General features: G+C 43.5%; 17 protein-coding genes and 1 tRNA gene. 7 read left to right on the forward strand and 11 right to left on the reverse strand.

Features of this window, described 5'->3' with window-relative positions:
• Positions 1–9 precede the first annotated feature (9 nt).
• Positions 10–1689, forward strand: coding sequence for a DUF3413 domain-containing protein (locus ACHUFQ_RS07635; RefSeq protein ID WP_394174456.1), 1680 nt, complete (start codon positions 10–12; stop codon positions 1687–1689).
• Positions 1690–1803: 114 nt separating this feature from the next.
• Positions 1804–1880, forward strand: a tRNA-Pro gene (locus tag ACHUFQ_RS07640).
• Between the two features lie 68 nt (positions 1881–1948).
• Here the strand turns inward: ACHUFQ_RS07640 and ACHUFQ_RS07645 are convergent.
• Together ACHUFQ_RS07645 and ACHUFQ_RS07650 are read right to left on the reverse strand one after the other, a co-directional pair.
• Positions 1949–2896, reverse strand: coding sequence for an alpha/beta hydrolase (locus ACHUFQ_RS07645; protein ID WP_394174458.1), 948 nt, complete (start codon positions 2894–2896; stop codon positions 1949–1951).
• Complete coding sequence (locus ACHUFQ_RS07650; RefSeq protein ID WP_394174460.1) at positions 2893–3843, reverse strand: alpha/beta fold hydrolase; 951 nt, start codon at positions 3841–3843, stop codon at positions 2893–2895. The genes ACHUFQ_RS07645 and ACHUFQ_RS07650 overlap by 4 nt, the downstream gene beginning before the upstream one ends.
• Positions 3844–4178: 335 nt before the next feature.
• On the opposite strand from ACHUFQ_RS07650, the gene ACHUFQ_RS07655 reads away from it, so the two are divergent.
• Both ACHUFQ_RS07655 and pepE read left to right on the forward strand, forming a co-directional pair.
• Positions 4179–4586 (forward strand): type II toxin-antitoxin system HicB family antitoxin, encoded by a 408-nt coding sequence (locus ACHUFQ_RS07655; RefSeq protein WP_394174462.1) that lies wholly within the window; start codon positions 4179–4181, stop codon positions 4584–4586.
• An 8-nt stretch (positions 4587–4594) separates the two neighbouring features.
• A complete protein-coding gene (gene pepE, locus ACHUFQ_RS07660) occupies positions 4595–5296 on the forward strand; it encodes a dipeptidase PepE (protein ID WP_394174464.1) in 702 nt (233 codons plus the stop codon).
• A gap of 164 nt (positions 5297–5460) precedes the next feature.
• Here the strand turns inward: pepE and ACHUFQ_RS07665 are convergent, their stop codons facing one another.
• From ACHUFQ_RS07665 to bioB, 6 genes are all read right to left on the reverse strand, one after another.
• A complete protein-coding gene (locus tag ACHUFQ_RS07665; protein WP_394174466.1) occupies positions 5461–6216 on the reverse strand; it encodes a pectate lyase in 756 nt (251 codons plus the stop codon).
• 306 nt (positions 6217–6522) lie between these two features.
• The gene (locus ACHUFQ_RS07670; protein WP_394174467.1) at positions 6523–6999 is read right to left on the reverse strand and encodes a hypothetical protein; all 477 of its coding nucleotides are present in this window, start codon (positions 6997–6999) and stop codon (positions 6523–6525) included.
• Between the two features lie 105 nt (positions 7000–7104).
• Positions 7105–7812, reverse strand: coding sequence for a dethiobiotin synthase (gene bioD / locus ACHUFQ_RS07675; RefSeq protein ID WP_394174469.1), 708 nt, complete (start codon positions 7810–7812; stop codon positions 7105–7107).
• 6 nt (positions 7813–7818) lie between these two features.
• Positions 7819–8652 (reverse strand): malonyl-ACP O-methyltransferase BioC, encoded by an 834-nt coding sequence (gene bioC / locus ACHUFQ_RS07680; protein ID WP_394174470.1) that lies wholly within the window; start codon positions 8650–8652, stop codon positions 7819–7821.
• Positions 8646–9833, reverse strand: coding sequence for an aminotransferase class I/II-fold pyridoxal phosphate-dependent enzyme (locus tag ACHUFQ_RS07685; RefSeq protein WP_394174471.1), 1188 nt, complete (start codon positions 9831–9833; stop codon positions 8646–8648). Before ACHUFQ_RS07685 ends, bioC begins: the two co-directional genes overlap by 7 nt.
• Before the next feature lie 23 nt (positions 9834–9856).
• Positions 9857–10963, reverse strand: coding sequence for a biotin synthase BioB (gene bioB / locus ACHUFQ_RS07690; protein WP_394174473.1), 1107 nt, complete (start codon positions 10961–10963; stop codon positions 9857–9859).
• Between the two features lie 126 nt (positions 10964–11089).
• Between bioB and bioA the strand changes: the two genes are divergently transcribed.
• Positions 11090–12385, forward strand: a complete 1296-nt coding sequence (gene bioA / locus ACHUFQ_RS07695) for an adenosylmethionine--8-amino-7-oxononanoate transaminase (protein ID WP_394174474.1) — start codon at positions 11090–11092, stop codon at positions 12383–12385.
• 260 nt (positions 12386–12645) lie between these two features.
• Positions 12646–14046 (forward strand): asparagine--tRNA ligase, encoded by a 1401-nt coding sequence (gene asnS, locus ACHUFQ_RS07700; protein WP_394174476.1) that lies wholly within the window; start codon positions 12646–12648, stop codon positions 14044–14046.
• A 93-nt stretch (positions 14047–14139) separates the two neighbouring features.
• On the opposite strand, the gene ACHUFQ_RS07705 is transcribed toward asnS, so the two are convergent.
• Positions 14140–14691, reverse strand: coding sequence for a nitroreductase family protein (locus ACHUFQ_RS07705; RefSeq protein WP_394174477.1), 552 nt, complete (start codon positions 14689–14691; stop codon positions 14140–14142).
• Between the two features lie 222 nt (positions 14692–14913).
• On the opposite strand from ACHUFQ_RS07705, the gene ACHUFQ_RS07710 reads away from it, so the two are divergent.
• Entirely contained in the window at positions 14914–15195 is a 282-nt protein-coding gene (locus tag ACHUFQ_RS07710; RefSeq protein WP_394174479.1) for a hypothetical protein, read from the forward strand.
• A 47-nt stretch (positions 15196–15242) separates the two neighbouring features.
• Here ACHUFQ_RS07710 and ACHUFQ_RS07715 read toward each other — a convergent pair whose 3' ends face one another.
• Entirely contained in the window at positions 15243–16043 is an 801-nt protein-coding gene (locus ACHUFQ_RS07715) for a PhzF family phenazine biosynthesis protein (RefSeq protein ID WP_394174480.1), read from the reverse strand.
• Between the two features lie 191 nt (positions 16044–16234).
• Positions 16235–16924, reverse strand: coding sequence for an HvfX family Cu-binding RiPP maturation protein (locus ACHUFQ_RS07720; RefSeq protein WP_394174481.1), 690 nt, complete (start codon positions 16922–16924; stop codon positions 16235–16237).
• Between the last annotated feature and the right edge of the window lie 9 nt (positions 16925–16933).

Here is a 16933-nt window from a genome sequence, read left to right on the forward strand (position 1 = left end):
TCTAACAATATGGTTAGCACCGAAAATACCACCTACAGTAAACGTCTGTTGCAGCTGATTAGCTGGGGCCACTGGTTCACGTTTTTCAATATTATTGCGGCGATCGCAATATCCATTACTTATCTGGTGGTGGAAGGATCACCCGATGGCATCGTGGCAACGATTTATATGTTGACCACCTGGATCAGTCATATGGCATTCCTGACATTTTTGGGGTTTGTCTTGTTGGTTTTTCCGCTGACTCTGCTCTTCCCGCGAATTCGTTTTATACGTGGCGCCGCGTCAGTGATTTTTACTCTGGTACTGACGGTATTGGTCATCGACAGTATTAGCTACAGTCAATTAGGCTATCACCTTAATTTGGACTCCAGCGGTAAAATTTTAAGCCTGTTAAAAGAGCAGTTTAGAGATTATCAGGTGCCTTTTTATTGGATAGTCGGTGTTTCACTGCTAGCCATTTTGGCGTTTGAGCTGTTGATCAGTAATTATTCGTGGAAACACCTCAAGCAATTACAGTTAAAAAGTTTTGGCCGCTATTTTACGCTGATCTGGGTGACATCCTTTTTTGTTAGTCACTTAACCCATATCTGGGCAGACGCCCGTTTAGAATACAGTGTGTTACGCCAGGACAATATGCTGCCGTTGTCGTATCCGACAACAGCAAAGACCTTGTTAACCAAATATGGTTTGGTCAATCAAGAGGGTTATATTAACCAACGCACTAAGCCAATGGCATTTAGTGTGAAAGTCCCCCAATACCCTGCTTTGGCTAACCAATGTACTCACCAACAGGACATAGACCGTTCGGTATTCATTTTACTGAATGATTCGCCATTAACCGACAAACAATCCAAACGTCTGTTAAGACGGTCTTCAGAAGGCGGACAACTGGTTACCAACCAGGTTGATGCATCGACGACAAACGATGCCTGGTTTAATCTGCTGTACAGTCTTCCGAGCGTATACAAAGACGGTATTATTGCGCAAAACCAATCCCCGTTGTTATTACAGTGGTTAGAGCAAAACGAGTTAAGCCTGTCGCTGGCGATTATTGGCAATGACGTCCAAACCATGCCGAGCTGGCTAACCGACTTGTTTACCCAGACTCGCTATTTTGCAGACATTTCATCATTTGTTACCGCCAAGAAATTAAATAGTCTTTCGCCCGGCCTGTATGTGTTCTATTTTGCAGAGCCAGGGGATTACCAGTTTTCTCTGTTCAGTGACGCACTGTTACTTGCTCAGGAACAAAAACAGGAACAAGACATCGTTCTCATCAGTTCTTTAGGAAATAAATCTAAGGAGTCTCGTTTTACATCAAAACCTGGTGTCGTCATCTGGCCGCACAGTTCCACTAACGCCATTACCGAACTTGCGTCACACATGGATATCCAACCAACCTTAATGAAACACTGGATACAGTGCGATATCGATCGCAAGTCTTATGCTAGTGGTCGAGACTTATTTGATTTACCCGCAGATCGGGTGTTAGCAAATACCTTAGAAGATGGCATTGTGATTTTCCAGAAAGACAAAACCGTATTTGTCGATGACAAGGGCAACTTTGAATCTTTTTCAAACCAACTAGATACTGTGTTATCAGAGGCTGATGATTTTCCACGTTTGATTGAGGGGGTAAAATTCATTAATCAATTTAGCGAGACCAACAAACTCGATAAGCCGGAATAGTGTTTGCCCTGTCGCTTTTTTGTATAAGCGGATAATTATTAGCCATTTGCACAAAATGATGCATTTATTGATTGCATTAAACAGGAATATCATTAACATACAACACCATAGAATCGGGGTGTAGCGCAGTCTGGTAGCGCGTGCGTCTGGGGGACGTGAGGTCGCAGGTTCAAGTCCTGCCATCCCGACCATATTCTAGACAAAGGCCCGCAATTGCGGGCCTTTGTTGTTTATCACTTTTAAAAAATATCAATAGCAGTTACTCGATTCCGAGTAAAAAAACCAGTGGCACTTCTAAGCGTTTGCGCCAGGCATCTTCGCTGTGTGCGTCACCCGGGTAAACATGGGTCTGCCAATTCTGATCGCTATAGCCATTTTTGACCATGATTTTATCAACTTCTTTTTGTAATTCTGGATACATGGTATCGAGAGTTTGATCGCCGTGATCAAAATAGATTTTATGTGTCTTTGCTGATGGCAGGTAACCATCCAGGTACTGGTAAAATGCTAATGGTATCGGATTGTTGTTCATGGTGAAAATACCGGGCCAATGGGTAGACAAACACGCTGCTCCCGAAAATACTGAAGGATATTCCAGCATCGCATAGGCAGATATTAGCCCGCCCATACTCGACCCCATGACAAACGTAGAAGCCTTATCAGTGGCAACGCTATAGTTTGCGTCAATATATGGCTTTAACTCATACACTAAAAACTTAAGGTATTGATCGGAAATTACTGGTTCTGAAAACACTGGATTTCCGTTTTCCCGAGCCGCTTGATAAATCCGTTTTTTATCTTGCGCGGTGAGACTAGCGAAGGGTTTTTGCGGAAAATATTCACTATGGCGCCATTTACCGCCATTATCGATACCAACCACAATAAAAGGCCTGGTCTTACCTTCTTTCATTAATCTTGCGGCAGTTTCATCGACCCCCCACTCCTGATTGTTCCAACTATTGTTGCTATCAAATAACATTTGGCCATCGTGCATATACAAAACGGCATACTCAGTGTCATTGTTATAACCATTGGGTTTCCATATCTGTACCCGTCTGGCATTGACGTAGTCTGATTTAAACATGTCAATGGTATCTAACGTACCACTCGAGACATTATCCTGGGCGTTTGCACCATGAACCAGGCAAAGCGTCAATAGCATCCATAAAAAGCTAAGGGTACTCAAATAACAACGTAATCTACTCATAAATCGGTTATTGCTCCATTTGTTGTACCCGGGGTCAGGAAAAATTCAGCAATGAGGGGGTTCACTTTATTTGCGCTTTCGTAGTGTAATGCATGTCCCGCATTATTAATGGTAATACTTTTATTGGATTTGCCTAAGGCCTTAGCAACGACTTCTTGGTTTTTCACCGGAAACACATTATCTTCGCTGCCCCAGATCAACATGCTGTCGAGACGAAACTGATCTACGGCTCTAAAATCCGCCATAGGATCGGTTTGTAAATAGTCTCTGGCGGTTGCCAATAGAGCCGCGCGAAACCCTGTATACTGCATTTGATTTTGGTATTTTTCATTCCATAAAGGATAGCTGTCCGGCTCTATAAAGTCATCGGACTGAGACTCGGCCATTGACGGGATCACAAAACTGTACGCCAGGTAGTCACCTAATATCGGATATTTTAATGGGCCTATGTCAATAGGCTGATGGAACGGTGCAAGTAACACGAGTTTATTAACTTTATGGGGGTATTCAGATGAAAACGCGCTAACAATGGCACCACCCATAGATAACCCCACAAGATTTACTTTTTCGTTAATATTCAATTCAAAAAGCAAGTCATTAAGTTGGCCGACAAACAATGCTCTATCGTAGCGGTTATGTTCTCTGGATGAATAGCCACGACCGAAAAGATCAAAAGTTAGGACTCTAAACCCTCGTGCAATTAAATAGGGAACGGTCTTATCCCAGGTATAAGATGGCACACTGTAACCGTGGACCAGTACGACTAAAGGATCTTCTTCCCGGCCGTAGACTTGGTAATGGGTAAAACCAAGCGCGGTTTTGGCAATCTTACCGCCGGAGGTGATCTCAAAAGGTTTAAGAGCATGACGTTCTTGATTTAACCAAATAGGCAGACCTAGTAAACCGATTAAAACTACTACCAGAGTTATCCACAAAATTCTTTTCATGATCTTTTCTCTTTCCCTGTATTAAATTTAATCTATCAAATCAGCAATAAATAGCAAATCGGACAACAAATTATTCTCCAAAGATGTTGGTGCATATGGCTTTTCGCGATATATAACGCACGTTCAACACACTGGGGTTATCAACTGGCTAAAATGATCCCATGTGATCCTCCAGTCTATTTATTAACCACCAAATCTAGCTTATACACATAGTAGGTACTTACATGGAGTTGCCGGGGTTATATTGCTCGAGCTTGTGGAGTTATAAGGGTTATCTTGCGAAAGCTTGCTGGAGTTGTTAGGGTTATCACAAATTCACTGAAAATGGCTTTAATATGCGCTACCCCATTGTTTTGCTTTATCTGAATCAAGAACAAAAATACTTAATACAAGTACCGGATATTCCAGGGTGTCAATGCTATGCTTCTTCGATGGATAAAGGCCTCGACGAGATACTTTTTGCCATTGAAGATCATTTAACCCTGATGGCTGAATACGGTCAGTCGATCCCTACCCCTCAATCATTTGAAACTCATGTAGGAAAACATGACTATCGTGGTGGTATCTGGGCTATCGTTGATATTGATATCACCCCGTTTTTAGGTAAAAGTCATAAAATCAATGTGACTCTGCCTGAGTTATTGATTAAAAAAATCGATAATCTGGTTGCATCGAATCCTGAATATAAAACCCGCTCAGGCTTTCTCGCTAAGGCAGCCATCAATGAATTACAAAAAGCGTGAGGTTCGCGATGAATAAAAGTCTTTTACTGCTCAGTAGTTCGAGAGTTGGCTCGACAAAATACCTGGAACACGCTCTAGCTTGGATCGATGAGCATTTAAGTGGTACCAGAGAGTTACTGTTTGTACCGTACGCTGGTGTTGCGATCAGTTATGATGAATATACTGACATGGTGCAAACTGCATTATCTGAGATAGGGGTAAAAGTGACAGGTATTCATCAAATTGAAGATGCCAGACAGGCCGTTGCAGATGCTAAAGCCATTGCTATCGGTGGTGGTAACACCTTTCATCTATTACACCAGTTATACCAACATGATTTAATGGCGATTATTTCCGAGCGTGTTAACCAGGGGATTCCGTATATTGGTTGGAGTGCGGGCTCGAATGTGGCAGGAATTAGCATTCGTACCACAAACGATATGCCTATTATTGAACCGCCTGCTTTTCAAGCATTGCAATTATTGCCGGTGCAAATCAATCCGCATTACACTGATTACATCGCACCGGGACATAATGGCGAAACACGAGAACAAAGATTACAGGAATTTATGGTGGTCGAACCTGACACCTCCGTCTTAGCGATTGTTGAGGGAACGGCATTGCATCTTGATAAGGCGAAGCTGTCATTACTCGGAAGCCAAAACGGTTGGCATTTTAAAAGTGGTAACAAAACACCGTTATTTGCGGGTAACGAAATCAATATCGATTGAACCGTGCTTAGATTTTGCGACGTACGCGCTAAGAGCACGTTAACGAGTTTCGCGTATACAAGAGCCAACAACGCCATGCCTGTTTGATTTGTTTTGCTGGGAATTAGTTGAATTAGTTGTTGGCTTTATAAACCAGGCGATGTTCAATAAAAGTCGCTAGGTAATTAGTTTGACTGACGGTTAATTTTTCCGTTTTCCGTTTCTTTGTATTTCGCCTCTACATCTACAAATACATTGCCACCGCCATCAATCAATTCACCACCTTTTTCAACCCAAAAACCCGTTTTCGAAAATTCAAAGTAGTTATCTTTAGCGAGTCCTTTGCCGCCAGTTACTTTAATCGCATGTTTGGAATTAAACACTTTGTTGTTTTCAAATAGGATGTTTTTAGCATCTTCCTTTATCCTGACAGCCTTGGCACAGAAGTAAAATTCATTATTTTTAATCACAATGCCATTGCCTCGGGTAAGTTGAATGGCTTTGTCTTCACACGCATAAAACTTAGAATTAATAATTGTAATATTTTCTCGCTGTGGGGACGTTTTACTTTTTGAGATTGAAATGGCATCCTCACAGACATCAACGTTCACAATGCCATCGATGGTGACATCAGACCCTTTAATGTGGATACCGTCTGGCGCATTTTCCATCCATACATTTTTGAGTGTTGCACTGGCAAAAACCTCAAACATCGCAGGCATGCCCTCTTTCTGCGAACAATCACCTGCACCAATCCATTTGTATAAATTGCCATTACCGTCAAAAACCTCACCAGGCTTAACGGTGATGGTTTCACTAACCTCGATGGTGTTACCTTTGAAATCAGGAAAGTTAGCATAATCGATCGGCCCAGCAGCCAATGCGAACCATGACGGCAGTAACATCGATACCGATAAGATTTGAAGGGCCTTGAAAACCATGTAGAAAATCCTTATGAATTGGCGCTCTATCCATTAAAGGTGATAACACAGGTAGTACCATTACCACTTTGATAACAAAGTTTCTGCGCTTGATGTTAATTGCTTGATTTCAATTACTTGAAGATACCTTGCGCGAATCCGTATTTACACAAAATGCTTAACGTGACAACACTAACCAATACTGTCAAAAGGGTCACACAAGGTCAATATACAACAGTGGTTAAGATTGCAATAACCATTATAAGACAATTGGTTACCTTAAAACATCACACAGGACTTAGGTGAGTGAATTTACGTGAAATGTGACTACATTTCTTCGATGATTTTTACGATCTTGAGTTTATTGTCCAGCTGCTCCACCTCGTACGTGGCCCAGACTTTTTTACGAGTTGCTCTTGAATAGCTAACAACATTAAACTGACCTGATGTAGGCGATGTCACGATGTGGTTATAGATCTGAACATCCAGATATTTCAGATATTCTTTGTACTTGTGGTTGGGCGTTATTTTTTCCTGAAGCTGCAAATACTCGTTTTTATTGTAAACCATGGAAACGCCTTGGGCACTGGAGCCAAGGTTTACTTCGACAATGAGATCTTCGGATAAAAATGCCTGTAGATAATTAGGGGATTGATAAGATAACTCGTGCAGATGGCTACTAAATGCTTCAAGTGTTGCAAGGGAGATCGTATCTGCCCGAGTGGCAAACGAAAATATGTAAGTCGTAATCCATAGGGATAAAATGAATATCCCTTTCGCTTTATGTTGGCTACTAAAAATCAATATCTGATTTATTCCTTTATCGGGCCATAACAATGATGCAAAACTCGCTTCATTGCGACTTTTTCTCGCCTGTTTAAACCCATCCTAATAAAATCAATATTGATGTCAATTATCTTTTGCTTTTAGCGTGTTAAAAACTAACGCCTGGTGCAACGCGTTTTCATCGTCTGAGTACGCCAATTCCCCGAGGCAAGGAGCGTTAATCGCGGCTTTCAAGAAAGCCACGTTCTCTGCATGGTTGCTCATTTTTTCGGGTTGCGCCTGATTGGCGACCCAGCCAATCACTTTAACGCCGTCATTCATTAACGTTTGATAGGTTAAGATGGCGTGATTTAAACAACCGAGTTTCATCCCGACAACAAGAATGACGGGCATCCGTTCTTGCACGACAAATTCTGATAAAAATTCAGAATCGTTTAATGGAAGTCTCCAGCCGCCAGCACCTTCGACGATGCAGATATCGGCATTGTGTGGGGTTAAATCATGAAAATTTTTCGCGACCGTCGCGACACTTAAACAAACGCCCTGCTGTGCCGCAGCAATGTGCGGCGCTATCGGCGGTTCAAAGGCGATAGGATTAATTTGCGATAATGTCTGTCCTGCATTTGCGGCCGCTTTTAAACACAGTGCGTCTTCATTTTGCCATTCGCCATCACGCCAACAACAACCCGCGGAGATCGGCTTAAAAGCCGCTACGGTTCTATTATTTTTAACCAGCAAGCGGATGAGCTTGTCGCTCACATAGGTTTTTCCTGCGTCAGTATCGGTCGCGGTTATAAATATTGACTGTGGTTTGGACTGAGGATTTGACATAACTGACTAGTTTTCTTTTTTCATTAAACAGGCGGTATACAGCATGTAAGAAGCTTGAATATGACCATTTGATAAAGGCGTTGTCGCCTGAGCTCGGTCAATTTCTCGATAATAGTGGGACATTTTTTGCCATTTATCCTTGCCGGTTAACCCCTTATGACGTTTGTCTTTGACTAGACTCGCCCCCAGGTGTTTAAGTTCTCGAGCTAAGTGGTTAACGTTCGGATAAGGCAACTCTACGCGTTCACAGTGGCTAAAAACCTCAGTAAAACCTGAGCTCTGCCATGCATGCTCTACCTGGTTGTGGGTTAAATAATCAATGACATGCTTATCATTATCAACTCTGGCCCAGGCCTGCTTGAGTTCATCGAGTGTGCCATCGATCAGTGTTGAGAATACCAGATAACCGCCGGGCTTTAGTACTCGATAAGCTTCACTCAAGGCAACACTTAAAGGTTGAGTCCATTGCAAAACCAAATTTGAGAAAATGATGTCTTTTGTGTTCGATGCCAATGGCAACGCGTGGGCATCGCCACGGACCCAGGTAGGGACATCACCGGCATAATCTCGCTGCTTAGCGAACGCGATCATTTGTGACGATAAATCCAAAGCGGTAATGTCTTTAAAATTTTTTGCCGCCAGCTTTTGCGTAAAGTAACCCGTGCCGCATCCAAGGTCGAGAAGGCTTTTTTGGGTTGGTGATTGTAAAGACGGCAACTGGTTCAGAAACTGACATAGCAAGTTTCCCGAATATCGTTGCAAACGAGCATTTTTATCGTAGCTTAAGCAGGATTGACCAAAGGTATCAGCGATTTTTTCGCGGTTGTTCAGGGTTAACATGGTAACGATTCCTCTTCCATCGCTTGATTGATTGCACTTGCCAAGCCATTGATATCATTTACATTATGCTTTGCGCTCAAGGTAACGCGTAACCTTGACTTGCCCGGTTCTACCGTCGGTGGCCGTATCGCGGATACCAGATAGCCTTTTGATGTTATCGCTTCAGCGATGCGCACGGTATTTTCTTCACTACCGGTTAATATTCCGATGATCGGTGACTCAGAATTCGTGGTGTGAATATCCGATGACAATTGCTCGACCAACGTTTGGCGCAATTCTTCCAGTTTTTGCCGTCGCCAGTTGTCTCGTTGGCAAACATCGATACTTTTGGATGTCGCCAAAGCGTTTGCCGCAGACATGCTTGTACTAAAAATATACTCGCCACAGAAATTCGTTAAGTACTCGATTAATTCTTGAGAACCAGCGATGGCTGCACCACTGGTAGCCAGTGCTTTGCCAAATGTCACCATTTGCGTAACGTTGCTGGGAACCTGGCAAGAAACGTTGGCAAGCGCAACCCTTGCGCTGCCTTGACCTTGCTCGCCAAGCACGCCAATGCCATGGGCATCATCAATATATAACGCGGCTTTATGGCGCTGACATTGAGCAAAGACGGTTGCTATATCGCCTTTGTCGCCATCCATGCTGTAAACGCCTTCGATAGCAACGAGTTTATTGTCTGCCTTACATTGGTTTAAGCGCCTGTCGAGATCGCTTTGCTCATTATGGGCAAAGCGTTGGCAAGACTTCGGATAATGAAACATATTGTTTAACATCGAAGCATGACAAAGACGATCAAACACAACGTTCAATTGTCCACTCTTCAGTAACGCCTGAAACAAACCAGAATTTGCACTGTAACCGCTTGAGTACAACAGGCTGCGCTCGGCTCCAAGCCACTCACTTAATTGTCGCTCTAAATACTGATGAGGCTTACTGTAACCAGTGATCAACGCAGCAGAGCTGCTACTCGAGCCATATTGTTGCAACCCTTGCTGATACGCGTCCAGGATCTGTGGGTGACCATTTAGTCCCAGATAGTCATTGCTGGCGAAATTTATCAGCGATTGTCGACCTGCATTCACCGCGCTGACCGAAATACCGTCATACAATTTTACTTGACGATATTGGCCTTTTTCGCGTTTGCTCTGAACACCCTGAGCTAAAAATTCAAACGTCATTGCAGATCAGCTTTGATAGTGACTTAAGCGTCAGATGCATCGTAAAACAAATCGGCATGTTCTTGATTAACGATCGCCGTTTGCAGAGATTGCTGCTGTTGATACTGCTCTTCTTCTGTTTCGGCCCGGCCTCGTTCTGTATTAATGCCAAGTTTTGCAAACAATTGCATATCGGCGTCGGCTTCAGGGTTAGAGGTAGTCAGGAGTTTGCAACCGTAAAAAATGGAATTAGCGCCAGCCATAAAACAAAGCGCCTGCATTTGCTCGTTCATTGCTTCTCTTCCTGCCGACAAACGGACATGGGATTTTGGCATCATGATACGAGCAACCGCGATACAGCGAATAAATTCAAAAGGATCCAGATCATCAACGTCACCAAGCGGCGTACCTTCAATTTTTACCAACATATTAATTGGCACACTATCCGGCTGTTTCGGTAAATTTGCCAGTTGCATTAACAGCCCGGCTCTATCACTGGCCTGTTCACCCAAACCGACAATTCCGCCACTGCAGACTTTCATCCCCGCGTCACGAACGTTAGTCAGAGTATCTAATCGATCCTGAAAAGTGCGGGTGGTAATAATTTGGTTGTAATGCTCTTTAGACGTATCAAGGTTGTGGTTATAGTAATCCAACCCTGCTTCTTTTAAGGTTTGTGCCTGCTCGGTATTTAGCATCCCCAAGGTCATGCAGGTTTCAAGTCCCATTTCCCGAACACCTTTGACCATCTTTACAATATGAGGCATATCGCGGTCTTTTGGGTTTCGCCAGCCGGCCCCCATACAAAATCTTGTAGACCCCTGAGATTTTGCAATTTGTGCCGCCTCCAAAACCTTGTCTACTTCCATCAATTTTTCTTTTTCAATGTCGGTTGAATAGCGAGCACTCTGGGAACAGTATTTACAATCTTCCGGACAAGCCCCGGTTTTAATAGATAATAAGGTACTAACCTGAACTTCATTGGGATCGAAGTGCTGACGGTGCACGGTTTGTGCCTGAAACAACAGATCATTAAATGGCAGACTGAACAGATGATTGACCTCATCTAAGGTCCAGTTATTGCGAATGCCACCTGTTACTGATTGAGTGGCTTCAGTGACACTATGGTCTTGGGTTGTATGTACTTCCATGAAATTCTCGATCACCTTATTATGTCTGGATTGCACACATTGCGCAGATTGCAATGTCCAATAAATATCGGTAGTCTAGCCAGCGGCCTTTTCCTGTCAACATTTCAAAATCCCTTTGGTTTGCAAATGAACAAAAAACATACAGATGATATTCGATTTGATCAGCTACATATTTGGCATCCGTACACATCGATGACTCAGCCCTTACCCGCATACAAAGTTGTAAGCGCAGAAGGTGTCAGAATAGAGCTGGAATCTGGAGAGAAACTGATCGATGGCATGGCATCATGGTGGTCTGTTGTTCATGGCTACAACCATGAGGTGATTAATCATGCCATGCATCAACAAATTGATCAGGTATCCCATGTTATGTTCGGCGGCCTTACCCACCAACCAGCGATTGATTTATGTCGTCGTCTAATTGATATGACGCCGGCTGGGTTAGATAAAGTGTTTCTTGCCGATAGTGGCTCGGTTGCCGTGGAAGTCGCGATCAAAATGGCAATCCAATACTGGCACAGCAAAGGCAACGCCAAGAAAAATAAACTAATGACGGTACAGGGCGGCTACCACGGTGATACGTTTGCTGCGATGTCGGTGTGTGATCCGGTAAACGGCATGCACCAGCTATTTCAAGGGTTTATGGCACAGGCCATATTTGCACCTAAACCGACGCTCGGTTTTGACCAACTCTGGGATGCAACGCAAACGGACGCATTAGAGCAAGTGTTTGCCGAGAATCATCAGCATATAGCGGCATTTATAATTGAGCCCATTGTTCAAGGTGCAGGCGGCATGCACTTCTATCACCCTAAGTATTTAAAACAGTGCCGCTTACTTTGTGACAAATACAATGTGTTGTTGATCGCAGATGAAATCGCCACAGGATTTGGTCGTACCGGTAAACTGTTTGCGTGCGAGCATGCGCACATCACTCCCGACATCCTATGTTTGGGTAAAGCTTTAACCGGCGGTTATCTCACTTTGGCGGCGACACTTTGTACAAAAGATGTCGCTGATACCATTAGTAACGGTGAAGCCGGTGTATTTATGCATGGACCTACGTTTATGGGCAATCCTCTGGCTTGCAGCGCTGCAAATGCCAGTCTGTCTTTATTAGCGGATAACCATTGGCAAACTCAAATTGCCGCTATTGAAGATTCATTACAGGATTTAAAATCTATCGCCAACCATGAAAACATTGCCGATGTTCGTGTTTTGGGCGCTATTGGTGTGGTTGAAACCAAACGGGCCGTAGATACCGCTAAAATTCAAGCTCAATTTGTTAAACTCGGTGTTTGGATCCGCCCTTTTGGTAAGCTCGTATACATCATGCCGCCTTATATTATCAGCCACGCAGATTTGCAGTTGTTAATCGACGCCATTAAACAGGTACTGCAACGCGATGATATCTGGCGCTAACATTGAATTTGAGCTTTATCGATAAACCTTGCTGTTGATGGTTGATACACAGGAATTTGCGAATTTTGCTAAAAATTACCAGAATTTAGCAAAGTTTTACTTGAGTCTAGATTTCTCACAGGTAACATAGCCAATCCAAGGACGATTAGGCAATTTGTGACCTTATCGGTAAATAATCAGGTCCGCAGTTATACTAGGGTTGAAAACCCTTATGCGTCCTAAAGATAAAAACGTATTTTGTGTTAATTAAGAGGTTAATAATGTCAGTTCCTGCGATTACTGATGTACTAACGGGTAAGCACCCAGTTGGTGAACCAATCACTGTTCAGGGTTGGATCAGAACTCGTCGAGATTCCAAAGCCGGGATCTCATTTCTTGCTATTCATGATGGATCCTGTTTCGATCCCATTCAGGCCGTTGTGCCTAATGACCTAGAAAATTACCAGAATGACGTTTTGAAACTTACAACGGGCAGCTCTGTTAAAGTAACCGGAACCTTAGTTGAGTCCCAGGGTAAAGGTCAGTCTTTTGAAATTCAGGCGACACAGGTTGAAGTTCTTGGTCTGGTTGAAGATCCAGACACCTACCCGATGGCGGCGAAACGTCACAGCATCGAATTTCTTCGCGAGCAAGCTCACCTTCGTCCGCGCACCAATATTGGTGGTGCGGTTACTCGTGTTCGTAATACCCTGGCACAAGCCATTCATCGTTTTATGCATGAAAAGGGTTATTATTGGATCAGTACGCCGCTTATTACTGGCAGCGATTGTGAAGGTGCCGGCGAAATGTTCCGTGTCAGTACACTGGATATGGAAAATCTACCTCGTGATGATAAAGGTAGCGTCGATTACAGCCAGGATTTTTTCGGCAAAGAGACATTCCTGACCGTATCTGGCCAGCTTAACGTTGAAACCTATTGCTGTGCCCTATCTAAGGTATATACCTTTGGTCCAACGTTCCGCGCAGAAAACTCAAATACCTCTCGTCATCTGGCGGAATTTTGGATGGTTGAGCCAGAAATCGCATTTGCGGATCTAAGTGATGCCGCGACGTTAGCCGAACAAATGTTGCGTTATGTCTTCAAAGCCGTTTTAGAAGAGCGTGCCGATGATATGGCATTTTTCCAACAACGCGTTGATAAAACCGTGATTGAACGTCTAGAGTCAGTGGTTAAAAGTGAATTCGTTCGTATGGATTACACCGACGCCATCGAAATCCTACAAAACTCTGGTAAGGTATTTGAAAATCCGGTGTCCTGGGGGGTTGACTTAAACTCTGAGCATGAACGTTATCTTGCTGAAGAACACGTAGGCGGACCGGTAGTGTTACAAAACTATCCAAAAGATATTAAGTCTTTTTATATGCGCCTGAATGACGATGGTAAAACCGTTGCCGCAATGGATATTTTAGCGCCTGGTATCGGTGAGATCGTCGGTGGTAGTCAACGTGAAGAAAGACTCGATGTTCTAGATCAACGTCTGGAAGAAATGGGTTTAAATAAAGAAGACTACAGTTGGTATCGAGATTTGCGCCGCTACGGCACTGTGCCTCACGCTGGTTTTGGTCTGGGCTTTGAACGGTTAGTTGCATACGCTACCGGTATCAGTAACGTTCGTGACGTTATCCCATTCCCAAGAACACCAAAAAGTGCAACGTTTTAGCGCAATCGCTACATCCAAACTCACTAAAAAGGCGCTTAGATTAGCGCCTTTTCTGTATCCGCGGATTGAGATCCTAAATTGATATCAATCGCACTACTCCCAATAGCTGACGATAGCTTCAAACCCTTTACGTTTTTTTTCATGAATGTCGCGGGAGCTACTACCAACATATAAGAAACCAGCGATCTCATTGTGTTCCGTAACGCCCAAAGCCTCTTTTACAATGGGATGAGTGGCGATATCACCGGTTCGCCACATGGCCTGATAACCTTGGGCAACGCAGGCCATTTGCATCGCTTGTAATGCACAGCCCGCCGTAATTAACTGTTCGTGCTGGGGTACCTTAGGGTGTTGCTGGTATTGAGTTGAAACAACAATTATCATCGGTGCCCGAAACGCCATTTTTGCAGCTTTTTCTATTTTAAACGCATCGTCTGTTGTCGACTTAGTTGCCTGGACAAATGCATCCGTTAACCCTTGCAGTCCTTCAGCACGAACAACCTTGATGGCAAAAGGTGACAAACCACCATGATCCGGAACGGCCATCGCTGCGCTAAGTATATTTTCAAGTACTAAGCCACTAGGTGCAGGTTCGGTAAGGTTTGGGTTTGAACATCGTTTAAGTAGCAGTTCCAGTGCGGTCATTTTCGTTTGCAATATTAGCCAGGTAAATTTGCGAATTAAGATAACACAAATCGTTAGCGGATGCAGAGTTAAACTAAATGGCTTGTCATTCATCCTAAGCAAAATTTTTGGTCTATGCTTATCCTATTGGTTAGATTTCGCATTGTTTTATCAGCGCCTGTATTTGCTCTCAAATGCCCGCCGTTAACCACAGGACGTGAAATTCTTCAACAGGTATGAGTTATGATGAGATCCCTTTGTATTGGATTCAGTTTTTTTATTGCGTATTGTTCGGTCGCTCTTGCAGTGTCAGAACACGATTTACAACCTTCAAAATTGGTTATGTTACCTAATGGTGAAATCAAAGCCATGGTTACGTCCGACGTCGTGTCTGCAAAACAGCTGAAAAAACGTTTACAACACTCGGACAAGGTAAAGCCGAGCCTTTCAAAAACAGAAATGGATACGATGATGCAAAAGCTTGAAAGCGATGTTATTAAACTATTAGAGCAATCTAAACTGTAACATTGTCAAAAAAGTTACGTTTGCCTGCCTCAGCACATTCACCGTTTTTAAGTTGCCTTAACTTCAATTTGCCCTTCCAGGTAGGGCTTGGCGTACCCACTAACCTGAACGTAATGCCCGTTTACGACACAATACAAGGTCCCGGTCCGGGTCGATAATTGCTGTCCTATCAAGTTACTTTTTGCCAAGCGATTCGCCCAATATGGCGCTAAGCCCGCGTGAATCGATCCGGTGACAGGATCTTCATTACCACCGTTTGCAGGCCAAAAATAGCGTGATACAAAATCTACCTTTATACCGGGAGCGGTTATTGAAACGTCAAGTGGTGCGAGTTGTTTAAGCGTATCGCTGTCATAGCTCAAGTTGCGAATGTCGTGTTCAGAAGCGTATACGGCGATATAGGCCTGGCGATTTTTCAGTACCTCTACAGGTGGGATCGAAAGACCCGACAGCAGTGCCTTTGGGATCTTAGTGACCGGTGTCGCTAGTTGCTCTGGAAAGATCATGTTAATCATTCCATCTGAGGCCTGGTTAATGGTGAACTCGCCGACTGCTTTGGCAAAAAACGTTATCGATGATTCACCTTTTTTACCATCAAACAAAACAAACGCTGCAGCGAGACTAGCATGACCACAAAAATCAATTTCACTAAGCGGCGAAAACCAACGTATTTCATAGCAGTTTTTAGCTGAGGCTTTAACAAAAGCGGTTTCTGAAAGATTGTTTTGACTGGCGATGTCCTGCATCACTCTTTTGCTCAGCCAATCGTCTAACGGCACAACCGCAGCAGGATTACCGGTGAAATCACGTTCTGCAAATGCATTAACAATATAGATTGGAAGCTTCATGTTTTTTGGTAGTGAACTTTGTTAAAAACCGATTATAAGTAAAAACCCTTTTAAAACCGAATGGTTAATGAATAGACTAGTAATAGCTCCAAAAAGTTTAACCCCAGCGAAGCGGGGTTAAAGTGTTCAGGCAAAGCATTGTTAAGATGATTAGTGCCTGGACAAGGTTAAGTCAATTTTATGCGAAGACGTCAGTTATCTTTTTTTACATTCTCTGGCTCCGGTTTGCTTGTCCAGTAATCCAGACTAAACCACCTGCCCGGACCGATAAAGAAAAGTGCGAGTAGCATCAGAAAATACGTTGCCGCAAACTCGATACCGTTATTCAGTATCGCAATATTGCCTTTGCCGTATAGCCATTGGGTATTACCGTTGTCTTCTAATATAGATTTCATTCTATTTAGGCGGACTGCGGCCTGTTCACTATTTTCCAGGCTTTCCTCAGCAGCATCAAAGCCGAACCAGTCCAGGACGTTTGCCGCACTGGTGTCCGGATTCGTTGGCGTAATGGCAAACCATCCATTTTCCATATGTACTGTGGTTGCTGCCACGAACATGGTTATCATTAATGGGATGGATACCAATCTTACGGCCAACCCAATAATTAGCAACCAACCACCAAAGAATTCTGTCCATGCGGCTAGGTTTGCCAGAATTTCAGGGGCCGGTAGTCCCAATCCCCATTCGCTATTACCGAACCAGGCTACAACATTCGGATCGGCAGTAAACTGTTCACCTATGGATAATTCGCTATTGCCAAATTGCAGTTTGTTATAGCCGGAAATAATGAACACAGGTGCCAGAAACAGGCGTAACAATATTGCTGGAATAAAATCGAGTTTCAGGACAAAATTGACAAAACCTTCGTATAATTTAATCATAAGACGTAC

It is taken from the genome of Thalassotalea litorea (assembly GCF_043642205.1).
In the GTDB taxonomy this organism is placed as follows: Bacteria; Pseudomonadota; Gammaproteobacteria; order Enterobacterales; family Alteromonadaceae; genus Thalassotalea_A; species Thalassotalea_A litorea.